Origin of the sequence: Thauera sp. (assembly GCF_035444905.1) — a bacterium.
Classification (GTDB): Bacteria; Pseudomonadota; Gammaproteobacteria; order Burkholderiales; family Rhodocyclaceae; genus Thauera.
In genome coordinates this window covers 1-17,816 of record NZ_DAOMPS010000029.1, presented here as the reverse complement: position 1 = coordinate 17,816, position 17,816 = coordinate 1, and the positions used below count along the sequence as shown (strand labels likewise).

Here is a 17,816-nt window from a genome sequence, read left to right as displayed (position 1 = left end):
ACGCCAGCCCCCTATCAGGCGCCAGGTCGGCGCCCCTGCGCCACCAGCCCCCGGGCTGGCGGCGCAGGGGCGCCGATTTTCCTTCGCCGCGCAGCCGGACTCCGGGATCAGGAAATGCCGTAGCGTCGCAGGCGGTTGGCGATGGCCGAGTGCGAGGTGTTGAGCCGCTTCGCCAGCCGGCGGCTCGAGGGAAATTCCCGGTACAGGCGCTGCAGCAGCGTCTTTTCAAAGTCGGCGACGGCCTGCTCGAGGCTCGCAACGTCGCCGCTTTCACCAGCCGGGGCCGGCGTGGCCTCCTGGGCCAGTTCGAGGTCGCCGACATTGATGACGTTGCCTTCGGTCATCGTCACGGCGCGGAAGATCACGTTCTGCAATTGGCGGATATTGCCGATCCAGGGATTGGCCAGCATGGCCGCGCAGGCTGACTGGGACAGCCGCATCGGCGCCCGCGAGGCCTGGGCACACGCGCGCGAGAGGAAGAACTGGGCAAGCGGCAGGATGTCGCCGGGTCGCTCACGCAGCGGCGGCACATGCAGATTGAGCACATTCAGGCGAAACAGCAGGTCCTGGCGGAAATGACCGCTGCTCACCATGTCCTCCAGGGCGCGGTGGGTCGCGCTGATGATGCGCACGTTCATCCGTAGCTCGCGGTCGCCACCGACGCGGCGGAAACTGCCGTCGTTCAGAAAACGCAGTAGCTTGGCCTGCAGATACGGCGACATTTCGCCGATCTCGTCGAGAAAGACGGTGCCGCCATCGGCCAGTTCGAGCAGGCCGGGTTTGCCGCCGCGCAGGGCGCCGGTAAAGGCCCCGGCGGCGTAGCCGAAGAGTTCGCTTTCAGCCAGACTTTCCGGCAGCGCGGCGCAGTTGAGGGCGAAGAAGGGCTGACTGCTGCGGCTGCTGCCGGCGTGGCAGGCGTGGGCGAGGAGTTCCTTGCCGGTGCCGGTTTCGCCGGTGATCAGCAGCGGCGCGTCTACGATCGCCATGCGTGCCGCGCGCTGCTTGAGCTGCACGATCTCCGCTGAAGTGCCGAGGATCGCTTCGAAACCACCCGCGTCGTAGTTCTGCAGGGCGCTCATCCGTTCGCCCATCCGGCTGGGGGCGTGCAGGGTCATCACTGCGCCGGCGACGCGACCGCCCACCTCGTGCAGCGGCATTGTTTCCAGCATGTAGGGCTCGCGATTGATGACGATCTCGCACACCGGCAGATGGTAGCCGCCATCCACCAGTTCGCTGAGCAGTGTCGGATTGCCGATCAGATCCTGCATCGGACTGCCGATCAGGCCGGCTTCTTCGAGGCCGCTGGCCGTGATCGCGGCATTGTTGGCGAGCACGACGCAGCCCGCTTCATCGACCGCGAAGATCGGATCGGGTTGCGAGGCAAGCAGGGCGTCGAGATAAAGGCGGCGCTGCGCGCCCGGCAGCATGCCGACCGGCTCGACGCTGCGCACGCCGCTGACCTCCATCAACTGGGCACGCAAGGCGTCCAGCCCCGCCTGCTCGAGCGCCGGCGCCTCGATGAAGATATGCGGCGGATCGACTTCGACGGCAGTCACGTTGAGGCTGCGCCGCGCCAGCTCGGCGAGGACTTCCTGGGCGATGCCGACGCGGTCGGCAAAGAAGACATCGATGCGCATGCCTGCCATCCGTAAAGTAATCGTTACACCGTATCAAAACCAATACGATTCTTGCAAGCAAATGAAACGTAAGGGAAAGCAGAGGCTTTCAAACATTTTTCAGCATGCTTTGTAGTGAAATCGTTACAGACGATCTTGCCTTGGTGCCGAGAGTTCGTCTAACCCACTGTTTTCATTGCATTTCCATCGCTGGCACGGAAATCGCTTAACGGTCTTCATCCAGGGCAGCAGAACCCCTTTTCGTGAAGGAGCATTCCCATGCACGTCCTCGTTCTCGGCAGTGGAGTCATCGGCACCACCATCGCCTACTACCTGGCCAGGGCCGGTCACCAGGTCACCGTGGTCGACCGCCAGCCGGGGCCAGCCATGGAAACCAGCTTTGCCAATGCCGGCGAGGTCTCGCCCGGCTATTCAGCGCCGTGGGCCGGTCCCGGCGTGCCGCTCAAGGCAATCAAGTGGATGCTGATGCACCACAGCCCGCTGGTCATCAAGCCCATGCTCGATCCGGCGATGTGGCGCTGGGGGCTGGCCACGCTGCGCAACTGCACCGAGTCCGCCTACAAGATCAACAAGAGCCGCATGGTACGGGTGGCCGAATACAGCCGCGACTGCCTCAAGCAACTGCGCGCCGAGACCGGCATCACCTACGACGAGCGCAGCCAGGGCACGCTGCAGTTGTTCCGTACCCAGAAGCAGCTTGACGGCATCGGCAAGGATGTCGCCATTCTCAAGAGCTTCGGCGTTCCCTTCCAGGTGCTCGATCGCGCCGGTTACCTCGAATACGAGCCGGCGCTGTCCCTCGTCAAGGACAAGTTCATCGGCGCCTTGCGCCTGCCCGGTGACGAGACCGGCGATTGCTACAAGTTCACCCAGAACCTGGCGAAGATGGCCGAGGCACTGGGTGTCAGCTTCCGCTTCGGCACCACCATCGCCGGCATCGACCGCGATGCCCAGCGCATCACCGGCGTCCGCACCGATGCCGGCACCCTGAGCGCCGATCACTACGTGCTGGCGCTGGGCAGTTATTCGACGCAGTTGCTGAAGCCGCTCGGCATCGATATCCCGGTCTATCCAGTCAAGGGCTTCTCGATCACGGTACCGATCACCAACGCGGCCATGGCGCCGGAGTCCACGATCATGGACGAGACGCACAAGGTCGCGGTGACCCGTCTCGGCGACCGCATCCGCGTCGGCGGCACGGCCCAGCTTTCCGGCTTCGATCTGCGCCTCGACGCCGGGCGGCGCAAGACCCTGGAGTTCGTCGTCAGCGATCTCTTCCCGCAGGGCGGTGATGTTTCCCGCGCCGAGTTCTGGACCGGCCTGCGCCCGATGACGCCGGACGGCACGCCGATTATCGGCAAGACCCGCTACGGCAACCTGACGCTGAGCACCGGCCACGGCACGCTCGGCTGGACGATGGCCACCGGAACCGGGCGTGTCGTCGCCGACCTGGTTTCCGGCAGGACCCCCGAGATCAGCCTGGACGACCTTGGTGTCGCCCGCTACGCCTGATCTCGACAACCGCAGTATCCAACTACAAGCAAGGAGGTTCTTTCATGCACGTCATCTCGACAAACGAGGCGCCCGCCGCAATCGGCCCCTATGCCCAGGCCATCGTGGCTGACGGCTGGCTGTTCACATCCGGGCAGATTCCGCTCACCGCAGCCGGTGAACTGACCGGCACCGAAATCGAAGCTCAGACCGAACAGGTGTTCGACAACCTGGTCGCCGTCCTTGCGGCGGCTGGCGCGTCGCTGGCGCAGGTGGTCAAGACCACCGTCTTCGTCCAGGACCTCAACGACTTCGCTCGCCTGAATGCCGTGTACGAGCGGCGATTCGGCAGCCACAAGCCGGCGCGCTCGACCGTGCAGGTGGCGCGCCTGCCGCGCGACGTCCTGGTCGAGATCGAAGTCGTCGCCCGTATTGCTGCCTAAAAACAACCAGAACCATACAAGGAGAGGATCTTGGAGACACTGACTCAATTCATCACGGCGATCAACGACATCGTCTGGGGACCGCCGATGCTGGTCGCCATTCTCGGCACCGGCCTGTTCCTGCAACTGCGCCTGAAATGCATGCCGCTGACCAAGATCTGCGCCGGCTTCGCGATGGTCTGGCGGGGCCGCAAGGCGGTGCCCGGTGCGCCGGGCGAGATCACCCCGTATGCCGCGCTGATGACGGCCCTGGCGGCAACGGTCGGCACCGGCAACATCGCCGGTGTGGCCACGGCCATCGCCATCGGCGGCCCGGGCGCCGTGTTCTGGATGTGGATGACGGCCCTGGTCGGCATGGCCACCAAGTACGCCGAGGTGCTGCTTGCGGTGCACTACCGCGAGACCGATGACCGCGGCGAGCAGGTCGGCGGCCCGATGTACGCGATCAAGAACGGCCTCGGCAGGCACTGGCGCTGGCTCGGCGCCGCCTTTGCCATCTTCGGCGGTCTGGCCGGCTTCGGCATCGGCAACATGGTCCAGTCGAACAGCATTGCCGGCGCGCTCGATGGTGCGTTCGGCATCGACCCCTGGGTTTCCGGCATCGTCATGGCCGTCTTCACCGGCTTCGTGCTGCTCGGCGGCGTCAAGCGCATCGGCGCAGTGGCCGAGAAGCTCGTTCCCTTCATGTGTGTCGGCTATGTCGTCGCCTCGCTGATCGTGCTCGGCATCTATGCCGACCAGATTCCCGCCGCCTTCGCCCTGATCATCGACAGTGCCTTCAATCCGGTCGCAGCCACCGGCGGCTTTGCTGGCGCCGCGTTGATGATGGCGATCCGCTACGGCGTTGCCCGCGGCATCTTCTCCAACGAAGCCGGCCTCGGCACCGCCGGCATCGCCCAGGCCGCCGGCCAGACCAAGAACCCGGTCGAGTCCGGACTGGTGGGCATGATGGGCACCTTCATCGACACCATCATCGTGTGCACGATGACCGCCCTTGTGCTCATCGTCACCGGTGTCTGGAATGGCGGCCTCAAGGGCGCAGCCCTGACGGCCGCCGGCTTCGACGCCGCCTTCCCCGGCTTCGGCGGGCAGTTCCTGGCCATCGCCATCACCACCTTCGCCTTCACCACCATCCTCGGCTGGGCCTATTACGGCGAAAAGTGCTGGGCATACCTGGTCGGCACCGCGGTGGAAGTTCCCTACCGCGTGGTGTGGACGCTCTTCGTGCTGGTCGGCGCGGTGACCCAGCTCGACTTCGTGTGGCTGGTCGCCGATACGCTGAACGCCTTCATGGCCCTGCCCAACCTGGTCTCGCTGCTGCTGCTCTCGCCCGTCGTGGTCCGTCTGACCCAGGAGTACTGGGCCAAGCACGAGCGCGATCGCAGCGCGCTGACCCCGAGCGCGAAGCGATCATGAGCAGGCGCTGCGCCCCCGGGTACCGAGGGTGAATCCTTCTGCCGCAGGCCAGGCCGTGGCCAGTGAGCAACGGCCTGCTAGCGCCCGCCGCCGGCGTCGAGGTCCTCGAGGATCGGGCAATCCGGGCGCGCATCGCCATGGCAATGCTCGGCCAGCATGCGCAGCGTCCCCGCCATGCCCTGCAGTTCGGCGATCTTGCGCTCGAGTGCGGCGACGTGCTCGAGCGCAATCCGCTTCACCTCCGCACTGGCCCGACCCTGGTCGCGCCACAGCGCGAGCAGCTCGCCGATGTCGGCCACCGTAAAGCCGAGGTCGCGCGCGCGACGGATGAAGCGCAGCATGTGCACGTCCTCGTCTGAATAGAAGCGGTAGCCCGAATCCGTGCGCCGCGCCGCCGGCAGCAGGCCGATCGACTCGTAGTAGCGGATCATCTTCGCCGACACGCCCGAGGCGGTGGCGGCCTTGCCGATGTTCATCATGGTGCGCCCCCTCAGCCCGCCACCGGCACCGGGTTGGCGCCGAAGCGGCGCAGGCGCAGCGCGTTGCCGAGCACGAACACGCTCGACATCGACATCGCCGCCGCGGCAAACACCGGCGACAGCAGCAGGCCGAAAGCCGGATAGAAGACCCCCGCGGCGAGCGGGATCAGCGCCGTGTTGTAGGCGAAGGCCCAGAACAGGTTCTGGCCGATGTTGCGCATGGTCGCGCGCGACAGCGCGATCGCGCGCGGCACGCCCATCAGGTCGCCCGACATCAGCACCACGTCGGCGCTCTCGATCGCGACATCGGTGCCGGTGCCGATCGCGATGCCCACGTCGGCCTCGGCGAGCGCCGGCGCATCGTTGATGCCGTCGCCGACGAAGGCGACGCGACGGCGCCCTTCACCCTCGCCCACCTTGCCGTCCTCGCCCCCTGCCAGCCGCTTCAGCGCGGCCACCTTGCCGTCGGGCAGCACCTCGGCGATCACCTCGTCGATCCCGGCCTGGCGCGCGATCGCGCGCGCAGTGCGGGCGTTGTCGCCGGTGATCATCGCCACCTTCAGCCCCATGCCGTGGAGCGCCTTGACGGCCGCCACCGAGGTCGGCTTGAGCGGGTCGGCCACCGCCAGGATCGCCGCCAGGCGGCCGTCGATCGCCGCATACAGCGGCGACTTGCCCTCGTCGGCGAGGCGCGCCGCGGTGTCGGCGAAGACGTCGACATCGAGCCCCAGGCGGCGCATCAGGCGGTCGGCACCGACCTCGACGCGCTGTCCATCCACCTGCGCGCGCACGCCATAGCCGGCCTCGGCCTCGAAGCCTGCGGCGCTGGCGACCGCCAGCCCGTCGGCGCGCGCGGCGGCGACGATGGCCTCGGCGATCGGATGCTCGGAGCCCCGCTCCACCGCCGCCACCCGCGCCAGCACCTGGTCGCGCTCGAAGCCCGCGGCCACCACCAGGTCGGTGAGCTGCGGCTTGCCCACGGTGAGCGTGCCGGTCTTGTCCACCGCCACCACCTCGGCCTCGCGCAGCAGCTGCAGCGCATCACCCTTGCGGAATAGCACGCCCATCTGCGCCGCGCGCCCGGTGGCGACCATGATCGAGGTCGGCGTCGCCAGCCCCATCGCGCATGGGCAGGCGACGATCAGCACCGCCACCGCGCACACCAGGGCGAAGCTGAGCACCGGCATGTCGGCCGGCAGCGCGCCGCCGCCGAAGACCAGCCAGGCGAGGAAGGTCAGCGCCGCCACCGCCATCACCACCGGCACGAACACCATCGTCACCTTGTCGACCAGCGCCTGGATCGGCAGCTTGGCGCCCTGCGCCGCCTCCACCATGCGGATGATCTGCGCCAGCACCGTGTCCGCCCCCACCCGGGTGGCGCGGAAGGCGAAGGCACCGCGGGTGTTCAAGGTGCCGCCGACCACCGTCGCACCCACGCCCTTCTCCACCGGCACCGGCTCGCCGGTGATCATCGACTCATCGACGAAGGACGCGCCCTCCAGCACCTCGCCATCGACCGCCACCTTCTCGCCCGGACGCACCTCCACCACGTCGCCCACCGCCAGCTCGGCGATCGGCAGCTCGACCACCTCGCCGCCGCGGCGCACGCGCGCGCTACGCGGCTGGATCCGCATCAGGCTGCGGATGGCATCACTGGTGCGGCCGCGCGCGCGCGCCTCGAGCAGGCGCCCGATCAGGATCAGGGTGATGATCACCGCCGCGGCCTCGAAATAGACATTGACCGTGCCTTCTGGCAGAAGCCCAGGCGCGAACACTGCCACCACCGAATACGCCCACGCCGCCGCGGTGCCCACCGCCACCAGCGCATTCATGTCCGGCGCGCCGCGCAGCAGCGCCGGCACGCCCTTGCGGAAAAAGCGCAGTCCCGGCCCGAACATCACCGCGCTGGTCAGTACGAACTGCAGCAGCCAGCTCTCGCGATGGCCGATCGTGGCCATCACCCAGTCGTGCATGCCCGGGATCAGGTGCGCACCCATCTCGAGCACGAACACCGGCAGGGTGAGCGCCACCGCGATCCACACCGCGCGCTGCAACGCCGCCTCCTCGGCTGCGGCGTCGGCCTCGCGCGCGCCTTCGCTCAGCTCGCTGGCCGGGCGCGCGCCAAAGCCGGCTTTTTGCACCGCGGCGACCAGCGCCGCCGTCGGGACGCTGCCGGTGAGCTCCACATGCGCCTTGCGCGCCGCCAGGTTCACGTTTGCCGTCACCACCCCGGGCACGCGCTGCAGCACCTTCTCGACCCGGCCCACGCAGGCCGCGCAGCTCATGCCCTCGATGTCGAGCTCGAGCGCCTCGCGCCGCACCTCGTAGCCCGCCTTGGCCACCGCCTCGATCAGCGCCGACAGCGGCACCGAGGCCGCTGCGGTCACGCTCGCGGTCTCGGTCGCCAGGTTGACACTCGCCGCCTGCACGCCCTCGACCTTCAGCAAGGCCCGCTCGACATGCGCCACGCACGAGGCGCAGGTCATGCCGGCGATGTTGAGGCTGCGCACCGCGCCCTCAGGGGGTAGGGTTATAGGGATGTTCATGATGCGACCTGCTCCGGTGGGTATCGACGAGCCAACTTTAAACCTTGCCAACATGGGAAGGTCAAGCAGATCCCGTTAGCGGCCATCACGCTGGGTGAGATTACGAAGATGTAATCCCCCCGTCAGCGGGGTGTCGGTGTGGGCAACCTAGAGTGGAGGCCAGTCGATACGACGAATCCGCTGACCCAAGGAGGTTTGCCATGAGCACGATGACTCACACTCGCATCTCGCTGCTGTTCGCGACCCTGATTGGCGGCAGTCTGCTCTTTGGCCCATCGTTTGCGCAGCAGTCTGATGATCACGCGGCCCATCACCCGGTTGACGTCGCGGCCACCGAAGCCGCGCCCGCAGCGCCACCGGCGGCACGAATCACGGCGATGCGGGAACGCATGGAGCAAATGCGGCAGATGCGTGATCCAGCCGAGCGCATGCGCTTGATGGAGGAGCAGATGGCCGACATGGAGGGCATGATGCAGGCGATGCCCGCGGATTGTCCGATGATGTCCGGCGACCGGCCCATGGGACCGGGCATGATGAAAGGCGGCATGATGGGCGGCGGCATGCCCGGCATGATGGGTGGTCAGGGTCGCGGCCCGGAAGCCATGCACCAGCGCATGGAGGCGATGGAAAAGCGCATGGACGCGATCGAGAAGCGCCCCCAATGACCGTCCCCGGCCCGCCAAGCGCATGGACACCATGAGTGAGAAGGGATGAAGCGCAATCTCGAGTTGAAGCCCCGGGGGACCGCATCGAGCGCGGCCCGCTGGGGTGTCGCCATGTTGCTGTGTCTGACCACGACGGGCATCGCCGCACAGAGCTGGCAACCGCCGCCGCAGCCCAGCCCCGGCTTGATGCCCAACCCAAATGTAGGCAAGCCGCTGTACGAGGCGCACTGCGCGTCCTGCCACGGCGGTGGCCTCAATGGCACCGACTCCGCCCCCCCGCTGCTGCACAAGATCTACGAACCGTCGCATCACAGCGATGCCGCCTTTCAGATGGCGGTGGCGCAGGGCGTTCGCGCCCATCACTGGCAGTTCGGCGACATGCCGCCGGTCGAAGGCCTGACGCCCGATGACGTTGCCCACATCACCGCCTACATCCGCATGCACCAGCGCCGGGTCGGAATTCGCTGAGCGATCCCGTTTTTGACGGGCTGTTGAGGGCGCCCACGCCCCTTGACGGCTGGGCTCGGGTGTCAACCTCTCCGCCCAGCGGATCCGCATATCGCCGCACAGCGACCATCCTGACGAAACCGTAATCGGGCTGCCATCGGGCGGACAGCCGCAGTCGGTCATGCTGCAACCATGATCGACAGGAGGCACAAGGCCATGAACGCCCCCACCACCGCGACGAAAACGGCGCTCTTCACCGTGCCGGGCATGGGCAGCAATCACTGCGCAGGCCTGGTATCGACGTCCATCGGCAGGGTGGACGGCATCGAAGCCGTCGAGACCAATATCGCCAACCATCGCGTAACGGTGCGCTTCGACTCGATGCGCACGCAGCCGGATGCGATTCGTGCCGCGATCGAGCGCGCCGGCTATGAGGTCGATGGCGTCGCTGGCGTCGATCCCGAAAGCCCCTCGCGCGGACAGCAGGCGAGCGACGCCGAAGAACGCTACCTCGCACTGGCGACGCGGCGGCTGTGGATCGCTGCTGTGCCCGCATCCCTGATCATGCTGCTGATGGTGCCGCACATGTTCTGGCAGCCGATTCCGGGCTATCTGCTCATCGTCGCAGTCCTTGCGTTTCCGGTGGTGTTCACCCACGGCGGGTGGGCGACGCATCGTTCGGCCTGGCGCTCGCTGAAGAATCGCACCGCCAACATGGACGTCCTGATCTCGCTGGGCAGCATCCCGCCCTATCTGATCGGGCTGATCGGCTTCATCTACCCGATGACCTCCTTCATCGAGATGGCTGCGACCATCATGACCTTCCACCTGCTGGGCCGTTACCTGGAGACGCGCGCCAAGGGGCGCGCCTCGCAGGCGATCAGAAAGCTCGTCACGCTCGGCGCCAAGACCGCGTCGGTACTGCGCGACGGCCGCGAGGTGGAAGTGCCGGTCGCCGAACTCGCGGTCGGCGACGTGATGGTCGTGCGCCCCGGCGCGAAGGTGCCGACCGATGGAGAAATCGTCGAAGGCACCAGCCACCTCGACGAATCGATCGCGACCGGCGAGTCGGTACCGGTCGAGAAGGGGCCGGGCGAGGCGGTAATCGGCGCGACCATCAACAAGGAGGGCTTGCTCAGGGTCCGTGCGACCCGGGTTGGCGCTGACACCTTCCTGTCGCAGGTGATCCGTCTGGTCGAACAGGCACAGGGCTCGAAGGTGCCGATCCAGGAGTTCGCCGACCGCGTCACCGGCCGCTTCGTGCCGGCAGTGATCCTTGTAAGCCTGGCGAGCTTCGCGATGTGGCTGGCGATCGGCGCGAACCTGCAACCGGTGCTCGACTGGGGCGCGGGCTTCCTGCCGTGGGTGGACGCGAGCCGCACCCCGCTCATCGTCGGCACCCTGTCAGCAGTGGCCGTGCTGGTGATCGCCTGCCCCTGTGCGCTGGGCCTGGCCACGCCGACGGCGCTGATGGTCGGCTCCGGCATCGGCGCCGAACGCGGCGTGCTGATCCGCTCCGGCGAGGCGATCCAGACGCTGAAGGACATCAAGGTCGTCGTGCTCGACAAGACCGGCACCATCACCGAAGGCAAGCCCGACCTGACCGACGTCGTCCCGACCGCGGGCATCGACGAAACCGTCCTGTTGCATGCTGCCGCGGCGATCGAGGCGGGCTCGGAGCATCCCCTCGGGCAGGCCATCGTCGCCAGCGCGCGAGCGCGTGGCATCGCCGTTCCCGCAGTCCGGTCGTTCAGGGCCGTCACGGCACGCGGCGTGCAAGGCGAGGTCGACGGGCGCCTGGTGCGCGTCGGCAGCCGCCGCATGCTGGATGAGGCCGGCATCGCCTACGGCGCACTCGATGCGGCGCTCACGCGCCTCGAGAACGAGGGCAAGACCGCCATGCTGGTCGCAATCGACGATCGCGCCGCGGGCATCGTCGCCGTGGCCGATACCGTCAAGGCCGACTCGAGATCCGCAATCGCCGCGCTCCATGCGCACGGCATCCATGTGGTGATGGTCACCGGCGACAACGAACGCACCGCGCGCCATGTCGCCGCCCAGGTCGGCGTGGATGAGGTCATGGCCGGCGTATTGCCGGAGGGCAAGGTCGAGGCGATCCGGCGGCTTCAGCAACAGTACGGCGATCATGTCGCGATGGTCGGCGATGGCATCAACGACGCGCCGGCGCTCAAGCAGGCCAACGTGGGCATCGCGATCGGTGCCGGGGCAGATGTCGCCATCGAAGCCGCCGACGTGACGCTGGTCAAGGGCGAACTGACCAAGGTCGTCGAGGCCATCCGGCTGTCCAAAGCGACCTTCTCAAAGATTGTGCAGAACCTGTTCTGGGCCTGGTTCTACAACGTCGCGGCGATCCCGATCGCCGCGCTCGGACTACTGCACCCGATGATCGGCGTCGTCGCGATGACCGCCAGTTCGCTGTCGGTGATCGGCAACTCGCTGTTGCTGCGGCGTGCCCGCATCAGCATCTGACAGCCTGTAACGACTGGAAAGCGAAGGAGGCCACCATGCCCTGCCACAACGAAGCCCCGCGCAAGCTCAGGTCGGCGGACCCGAACGCGGCGTCGCAACCCCTGCCGAAACCACTCAAGTGGGCCATGCCCGCCTTTCTGGCGCTCATCGCCGGGCTGCTGCTGTTTGAGCATCGCCTGCACCTGAATGTCATCCTTCCCTGGCTGCTGCTCGCCGCCTGCCTTGTCATGCACCTCTTCATGCATCGTGGTCATGGCAAGCACGGGCACGACCGCCGCACCCATGAACAGCACCACGACCATCGTGACGGGGCAGATCACCCATGACACTCCCTTCCGATTACGGCCTGTGGTCGCTCGTTGTGTTGAACTCGCTGATCTTCATCGTCTTCGCGTTCAGCTTTGCCCGGCCCCGCACGACGCGCGACTGGCGCTCGTTCGGGGCCTACTCGGCGTTTGTCGTTGCGCTATTCACCGAGATGTACGGGTTTCCGCTGACGATCTACCTGCTTTCGGGATGGCTGTCCTCACGCTTCCCGGGCGTCGACTGGCTGTCGCACGATGCAGGCCATCTGCTCGAGATGCTGTTCGGATGGGCGGCGAACCCGCACTTCGGCCCCTTCCACCTCCTCAGCACCGCCTTCATCGTCGCTGGCTTCTGGCTGCTCGCGAAGTCGTGGCCGGTGCTGTACGAGGCCCAGCGCGAGCACCGCGTCGCGCATACCGGTCCCTATGCCCGGATCCGCCACCCGCAGTACGTCGGTTTCATCGCGATCATGTTCGGCTTTCTGCTGCAATGGCCGACGCTGATCACCGTCGTGATGTTCCCGGTCCTGCTGGTGGTCTATGCACGGCTTGCCAGGCGCGAGGAGCAAGACTCGCTGGCCGAGTTCGGTGACGCATACCGCACCTACATGGACTCGACGCCCGCCTTCATTCCACGCCGCGCAGCGCGGCCAGCTTGAGCGCACTGATCACGCCTCATCCGGGCCGAGCAAGTGCGTGTCGCGCCAGGTGCCGATCCTCTTGTCGCGCCCCAGATACTCGTCGCCGACGTTCAGCCCGCCCAGCCAACCCGTGTGGCCATCGACAATCACGATCTTGCGATGATTTCGGAAGTTGAGCTGCAGATGGTTACCCGTACCCCGCGTCGAGTAGAAACGGCGCACCTGAACGCCCGCCTCCTCCGCATCGTCATGTTACTGACGTCGACGTAATGCCCGCATCAGGCTGCTGTCATGGGTGCCTCCCTATCATGGAATCCGTGACGCACACAACGCATCACGTCCAAAGAACGACAAGGAGCAACACCATGACGATCAAGAAAACCATCATCGCCATTTCCTTCGGCGTCCTCGCCGTTCCGTTTGCGAGTGCCGACAGTGGCATGCGCTGGATTGGTGGGGAGCCTGGATACGACTTCCACGCCATGCCCTCGACCAAGAGCCGCGCCGAGGTCCTCCAGGAACTGCGTGCATTCCGCGCCAATCCAGTCGGCGCGGACGGCTGGCGTTACGCGGGTGGCGAGGTCAGCTGGGTGCCCCCGACGCAGGTCGGCAAGGCGGCAGACAGCTCGCCACGGCCCTCGCTGCAGATGACCGAGGAAGAGCGTCTCCGATTTGCGGAGCTCTACGCCGGTAGCTGAGCGCAGGACGACGGCTTCTCACACCCCATCGCGGATTACAGCTTTGTAATCCGCGGCTCAGCATCCGGTAAGGACGCTGGCAGCATCATTTGCCCCGAGGCCTTCTCGCGTGCGCGCGAAGTGCCTGGCCTACCACGCATATACAAGCGTGGACGCATCCAACGAGAGAGAAGGAGTCAGGACTTGACCCGCAAACGCCACCTGGCGGGCTGGCTGGCGGTCGGCTTGCTGCCCATGGCCGTCCACGCCGCCCCGCCCTATGAGCCGGCTGCGCCGGTTCCCGCGCCACGCTACGTGCCGCTTCCCTTGCTCGACACCACGCCGCAACTGGGCGAGATCGATTGGCGCCAGGCCAATGAGACCGTCGGGCAGTTCACCCGTGGGCATATCGATGTCCTGCGCTGGGAAAGCGAGAATCCCGCAAGCGGGCAGACGGAGCCCACCCCGGCGGGCGCCCTGATCGGCGCCTCCGAATCGCTCCGCCTGGCCCTTGCCGCACGGCCCGACCTGTTGGCGACCACGTCGATGAGCCCGGCCGAGCGCGCCCGCGCCGACATTGCCGCCGCAGCGTTCTCCCGCGATGTGCTGCGCGCCTGGGTGAGCGCGGTCGCAGCCGAGACGGCCCTGACGAATGCCGGCAAGGCCTATGGCGCGGCAGAGACCGGCGCGGAGCTGGCGAGCCGGATGACCCGTGTCGGCAATTGGGCGCAGGATCGCCTGCTGAGCGAGCAGCTCTCGCTCAAGGACGCGGGCGTCGGCCTGATCGCTGCCCGCCAGGAAGCAAGCCGCGCGCGCGAAGCCCTGGCGCGGATGACCGGCTTATGGGGAGAGGCGCTGCACTTCACGCTGCCGGCGAGCCTGCCCGCATTGCCGGCCGACGCCCTCGAAGGCGCCGGGCTGGAAGCGCTGGCCTTGTCGCGTCATCCCATGCTGAGCTTGGCAACGCAGGACGCCGAGCGCGCCCTCCAGTCGCAAGGACGGGGCGCGCAGGCGCGCTGGCAGACACTCGGCGCAGAGGCCGTGGAACGCCTGCTGGGCGGACGCGCTGATGATGGCGCCGTATTGAGCCGTCCGCCTGGCACCGCGGCCGTGATCGACCTCCGGCGCGCCGCCGTGGGGCAGGATGCGCCCCATGCCTTCGGCAGGGTCGCCGACGCCGAAAGCCTGGCCGTGAGCGTGCGCTCGCAGGTACGCGAGGCCTACATCAACTACCGCATCGCCCACGATCTCGCCACCCAGGCGCTCAGCCGCCAGGGCCTGCAGGTCGCAAAGCAGGAGGAAGCCCTGCTGCGCTACAACGGCATGCTCAAGAGCACCTGGGATCTGCTCGACGCCGCCCGCGAACGGCTCGCTGCCGAAACCACCGCGGCGCAGGCGCTGCGCGACTTCTGGCTGGCGCATGTGAATCTGCAGGCGGTGCTGGCGGGCGCAGACTATCCGGGCGCCGACGGGGTCGCGCAGCCGGCGGGCAAGAAAGCAGCGGGAGGGCATTGAGCATGGACAGACGACAATTCATCAGCCGTGCCGCCGTGGGGGCGGTCGCCGCCGCCAGCGTGAGCAAGGCCGCCCTCGCCGCCTTGCCCGAGCCGGTCATCCAGACCTCGCCCGACACTGCGCCGCCGCTGATGCCGCCAACCGGCCGCCCGTACAACCCGGTGGTCACGCTCAACGGCTGGACCGCCCCCTGGCGCATGAACAACGGGGTCAAGGAGTTCCATCTGGTCGCCGAACCGGTGGAGCGCGAGATCGCGCCCGGCATGGTCGCCCGCCTGTGGGGATACAACGGGCAGAGCCCCGGCCCCACCATCGAGGTGGTGGAAGGCGACCGCGTACGCCTGTTCGTGACCAACCGCTTGCCCGAGGCGACCTCCATCCACTGGCACGGCCAGCGCCTGCCCAATGGCATGGATGGCGTGGTCGGGCTCAACCAGCGCGCAATTCCGGTCGGCAAGACCTATGTGTACGAGTTCATCGCGCGCCGGCCCGGCACCTTCATGTACCACCCCCATGCCGACGAAATGGTCCAGATGGCGATGGGCATGATGGGCTTCTGGGTGACCCATCCGCGCACCCGCAACCCGCTCATCAACGAGGTGCAACGCGATTTCTGCTTCCTGCTCAACGCCTACGACATCGACCCCGGTAGCCTGGTGCCGAAGATCAACACCATGCTCGACTTCAACCTGTGGACCTTCAACAGCCGCGCGTTTCCGGGCATCGACTCGATGAACGTGCGCCTGGGCGACCGGGTGCGCATCCGCGTCGGCAACCTGACCATGACCAACCACCCGATCCACCTCCACGGCCACGAGTTCGAGGTCACCGGCACCGACGGCGGCCCCACGCCGCCCGCTTCGCGCTGGCCGGAGGTCACCACCGATATCGCGGTGGGGCAGATGCGCCAGATCGAGTTCATCGCCGACGAGGAAGGCGACTGGGCCTTCCATTGCCACAAGAGCCATCACACCATGAATCCGATGGGCCATGACGTGCCGACCATGATCGGCATCGACCACCGCGGGCTGGTGGGGCGAATCCAGCAGCTCGACCCCGAGTACATGCTGATGGGCGAGCGCGGCATGGCCGACATGAAGGAAATGCCGATGATGCTGCCCGAGCAGACCCTGGCGATGATGGCCGGCTTCGGCCCCCACGGCCCGATCGGCATGGGCGGCATGTTCACCACCTTCAAGGTGCGCCGCAACCAGAAGCCGGGCGACTACGCCGACCCCGGCTGGTATGCGCAGCCGCCTGGCACCCAGGCTTTCGAGTGGCAGGGCAGCCTGCCCGAGCCCGCCCGTTTCAGCGCCGAACGCCTCAATGCCGGCGAGGTGCCCGGCCTGCGGCGCTCCGCGCTCGAGATGCAGGTCCGCAAGCCGGGCAGTGGCAAGCATCCGCATTGATCGGTAACGGTCTGATTGAATAAAGTGCCCGCCAACGAGCGGCCCCGTCGAGTTCGCCCCCCACCCAGAGAGGAGTCTCAGCAGAATGAAAAAGCGAATGCTCACCCCGATCGTCGCCGGCCTGATGCTCGGCATGGCCAGCCTTGGCCTGCATGCACACGGCAGCAAAGAGCACGGCCCGCGCCAGGCCGTCGTCAAGGAGCAGACCGGCTGGGGCATCGCCGGCGATGCCGAACAGGTCAGCCGCAGCCTGGAGGTGGTGATGACCGACGACATGCGCTTCACCCCCGCCGCGGTCAAGGTCAGCGAAGGCGAGACGCTGCGCATCGTGGTGCGCAATGCGGGTCAGATGATGCACGAACTGGTCATCGGCGACAGTGAGGCGCTGGCGGAGCACGCCGAGATGATGGTGCGCTTCCCGAACATGGAGCACGACGAGCCCTACATGGCCCACGTCCCGCCGGGCGAGACCGCCGAGATCATCTGGACCTTCAATCGCGCCGGGGAATTCGAGTTTGCATGCCTGCTGCCGGGCCACTACCAGGCGGGCATGATCGCGAAGGTGGTGGTCGAGTCGCCACGGCTGGCCAGTCGTGAGCACGAACGGTCCCAATCCGTGCAGTAGCGCAGGCACCCACTCCGCCCCCACTGAGCTTCCAAGCGGCTCCCAACCAGCGAGACAAGACAATGAAGAATCTACTAGCCATCCTGGCGACAAGCCTGATCACCGCTTCGGCCCTTGCGGATAGCCACCTGCCCGCAGTGGACGCCGAAGTGCGTCGCGTCGATCGCAACGCGGGCAAGCTCACCCTGAGGCATGGCCACATCCCCAACCTGGACATGCCCCCCATGACCATGGTGTTCACGGTCAGGGAGCAAGCCTTGCTGGATGGGGTCGAGCCAGGCGATAAGGTCGTGGTTACCGTCGACCAGATCGATGGCGCGTATGTCGTTCAATCGCTTGGCAAGGCGAACAGGTGACGAAGGTTTCCGCAATTCGACACTGACGGCCCTTGGGTGGGCCATGAACGGTTCATCCCCACGCCCGTGGGGAACGCCGTACGACAGAAGCCCCACGACGAATCTGTCCCGGTTCATCCCCACGCCCGTGGGGAACGCGCCGCATTTGAGCAGGCTGTCGAGCACGAAATGCGGTTGATCCCCACGCCCGTGGGGAACGCATGTGCTGGTCCTGCCCGCCCTCGCCGTAGTACGGTTCATCCCCACGCCCGTGGGGAACGCTTCCCAAAGCCGCGTTCGTGGTCGCTATCGGGCGGTTCATCCCCACGCCCGTGGGGAACGCGGCGATCCGCCTTCCGCAAAGTAGAGCCCGTCCGGTTCATCCCCACACCCGTGGGGAACGCGTCATTGGGCAGATCCTCTGTGGCGAAAAGTTCGGTTCATCCCCACGCCCGTGGGGAACGCCTGCAAAAGGTGGCGCAGCGCGTCGACGAGGACGGTTCATCCCCACGCCAGGGCCATCGCACTCGAAAGTCATAACGGATGAATCCCCAGCATTTTCATACGGATATCGTCATCCCAAGCCGCCCGCTTGCGCTTGAGCCGCAGGCTCGTCTTGGCGGTGTCGGTCTTGTCCGCGCGAATCAGGTTCAGCACGATCTTCTTGAGCAGCGAGAGGTTCTGCGGTGCGTTGT

At 66.9% G+C, this 17,816-nt stretch carries 17 protein-coding genes and 1 pseudogene; 13 read left to right on the top strand and 5 right to left on the bottom strand.

Annotation, left to right across the window (positions count from 1 at the left end):
* Positions 1-107 precede the first annotated feature (107 nt).
* Positions 108-1,637, bottom strand: a complete 1,530-nt coding sequence (locus PLC66_RS13455) for a sigma-54-dependent transcriptional regulator (RefSeq protein WP_324541235.1) — start codon at positions 1,635-1,637, stop codon at positions 108-110.
* Between the two features lie 258 nt (positions 1,638-1,895).
* Here PLC66_RS13455 and PLC66_RS13450 point away from each other — a divergent pair, with 258 nt between their 5' ends.
* From PLC66_RS13450 to PLC66_RS13440, 3 genes are read left to right on the top strand one after another with little or no spacing between them, the layout of a single operon-like run.
* Entirely contained in the window at positions 1,896-3,149 is a 1,254-nt protein-coding gene (locus PLC66_RS13450) for a D-amino acid dehydrogenase (RefSeq protein ID WP_324541233.1), read from the top strand.
* A 44-nt stretch (positions 3,150-3,193) separates the two neighbouring features.
* Positions 3,194-3,571 carry a Rid family detoxifying hydrolase gene (locus PLC66_RS13445; protein WP_324541231.1) on the top strand — a complete coding sequence of 126 codons (378 nt, stop codon included), beginning with the start codon at positions 3,194-3,196 and terminating at the stop codon, positions 3,569-3,571.
* Between the two features lie 30 nt (positions 3,572-3,601).
* Positions 3,602-4,987, top strand: a complete 1,386-nt coding sequence (locus PLC66_RS13440; protein WP_324541229.1) for an alanine/glycine:cation symporter family protein — start codon at positions 3,602-3,604, stop codon at positions 4,985-4,987.
* 77 nt (positions 4,988-5,064) lie between these two features.
* Here PLC66_RS13440 and cueR read toward each other — a convergent pair whose 3' ends face one another.
* Together cueR and PLC66_RS13430 are read right to left on the bottom strand one after the other, a co-directional pair.
* Positions 5,065-5,466 carry a Cu(I)-responsive transcriptional regulator gene (cueR, locus tag PLC66_RS13435; protein WP_503012208.1) on the bottom strand — a complete coding sequence of 134 codons (402 nt, stop codon included), beginning with the start codon at positions 5,464-5,466 and terminating at the stop codon, positions 5,065-5,067.
* 11 nt (positions 5,467-5,477) lie between these two features.
* Positions 5,478-8,012: a heavy metal translocating P-type ATPase gene (locus tag PLC66_RS13430; RefSeq protein WP_324541227.1), complete on the bottom strand. Its 2,535-nt coding sequence runs from the start codon at positions 8,010-8,012 to the stop codon at positions 5,478-5,480.
* Between the two features lie 200 nt (positions 8,013-8,212).
* On the opposite strand from PLC66_RS13430, the gene PLC66_RS13425 reads away from it, so the two are divergent.
* The 5 genes from PLC66_RS13425 (at position 8,213) to PLC66_RS13405 (ending at position 12,578) form a co-directional block, all read left to right on the top strand.
* Positions 8,213-8,677 carry a hypothetical protein gene (locus PLC66_RS13425; protein WP_324541225.1) on the top strand — a complete coding sequence of 155 codons (465 nt, stop codon included), beginning with the start codon at positions 8,213-8,215 and terminating at the stop codon, positions 8,675-8,677.
* 45 nt (positions 8,678-8,722) lie between these two features.
* Positions 8,723-9,145: a c-type cytochrome gene (locus PLC66_RS13420; protein ID WP_324541223.1), complete on the top strand. Its 423-nt coding sequence runs from the start codon at positions 8,723-8,725 to the stop codon at positions 9,143-9,145.
* Positions 9,146-9,340: 195 nt separating this feature from the next.
* On the top strand, positions 9,341-11,614 hold the full coding sequence (locus tag PLC66_RS13415; protein WP_324541221.1) for a heavy metal translocating P-type ATPase: 2,274 nt from the start codon (positions 9,341-9,343) through the stop codon (positions 11,612-11,614).
* Between the two features lie 35 nt (positions 11,615-11,649).
* Positions 11,650-11,940, top strand: coding sequence for a DUF2933 domain-containing protein (locus PLC66_RS13410; protein WP_503012207.1), 291 nt, complete (start codon positions 11,650-11,652; stop codon positions 11,938-11,940).
* Positions 11,937-12,578, top strand: a complete 642-nt coding sequence (locus tag PLC66_RS13405) for a methyltransferase family protein (RefSeq protein ID WP_324541219.1) — start codon at positions 11,937-11,939, stop codon at positions 12,576-12,578. Before PLC66_RS13410 ends, PLC66_RS13405 begins: the two co-directional genes overlap by 4 nt.
* Positions 12,579-12,587: 9 nt before the next feature.
* Here PLC66_RS13405 and PLC66_RS13400 read toward each other — a convergent pair whose 3' ends face one another.
* The gene (locus PLC66_RS13400) at positions 12,588-12,782 is read right to left on the bottom strand and encodes a phospholipase D-like domain-containing protein (RefSeq protein ID WP_324541217.1); all 195 of its coding nucleotides are present in this window, start codon (positions 12,780-12,782) and stop codon (positions 12,588-12,590) included.
* 143 nt (positions 12,783-12,925) lie between these two features.
* Between PLC66_RS13400 and PLC66_RS13395 the strand changes: the two genes are divergently transcribed.
* The 5 genes from PLC66_RS13395 to PLC66_RS13375 all read left to right on the top strand — a co-directional run bounded on the left by PLC66_RS13395 (position 12,926) and on the right by PLC66_RS13375 (position 17,142).
* The gene (locus PLC66_RS13395) at positions 12,926-13,258 is read left to right on the top strand and encodes a hypothetical protein (protein WP_324541215.1); all 333 of its coding nucleotides are present in this window, start codon (positions 12,926-12,928) and stop codon (positions 13,256-13,258) included.
* Between the two features lie 183 nt (positions 13,259-13,441).
* The gene (locus PLC66_RS13390) at positions 13,442-14,752 is read left to right on the top strand and encodes a TolC family protein (protein ID WP_324541213.1); all 1,311 of its coding nucleotides are present in this window, start codon (positions 13,442-13,444) and stop codon (positions 14,750-14,752) included.
* A gap of 2 nt (positions 14,753-14,754) precedes the next feature.
* Entirely contained in the window at positions 14,755-16,161 is a 1,407-nt protein-coding gene (locus PLC66_RS13385; protein WP_324541211.1) for a multicopper oxidase family protein, read from the top strand.
* An 85-nt stretch (positions 16,162-16,246) separates the two neighbouring features.
* Positions 16,247-16,786: a cupredoxin domain-containing protein gene (locus tag PLC66_RS13380; RefSeq protein WP_324541209.1), complete on the top strand. Its 540-nt coding sequence runs from the start codon at positions 16,247-16,249 to the stop codon at positions 16,784-16,786.
* Positions 16,787-16,848: 62 nt separating this feature from the next.
* The gene (locus tag PLC66_RS13375; protein WP_324541207.1) at positions 16,849-17,142 is read left to right on the top strand and encodes a copper-binding protein; all 294 of its coding nucleotides are present in this window, start codon (positions 16,849-16,851) and stop codon (positions 17,140-17,142) included.
* Between the two features lie 513 nt (positions 17,143-17,655).
* Here PLC66_RS13375 and PLC66_RS13370 read toward each other — a convergent pair.
* Positions 17,656-17,816, bottom strand: a pseudogene (locus tag PLC66_RS13370) (ISAs1 family transposase); the annotation flags it as partial.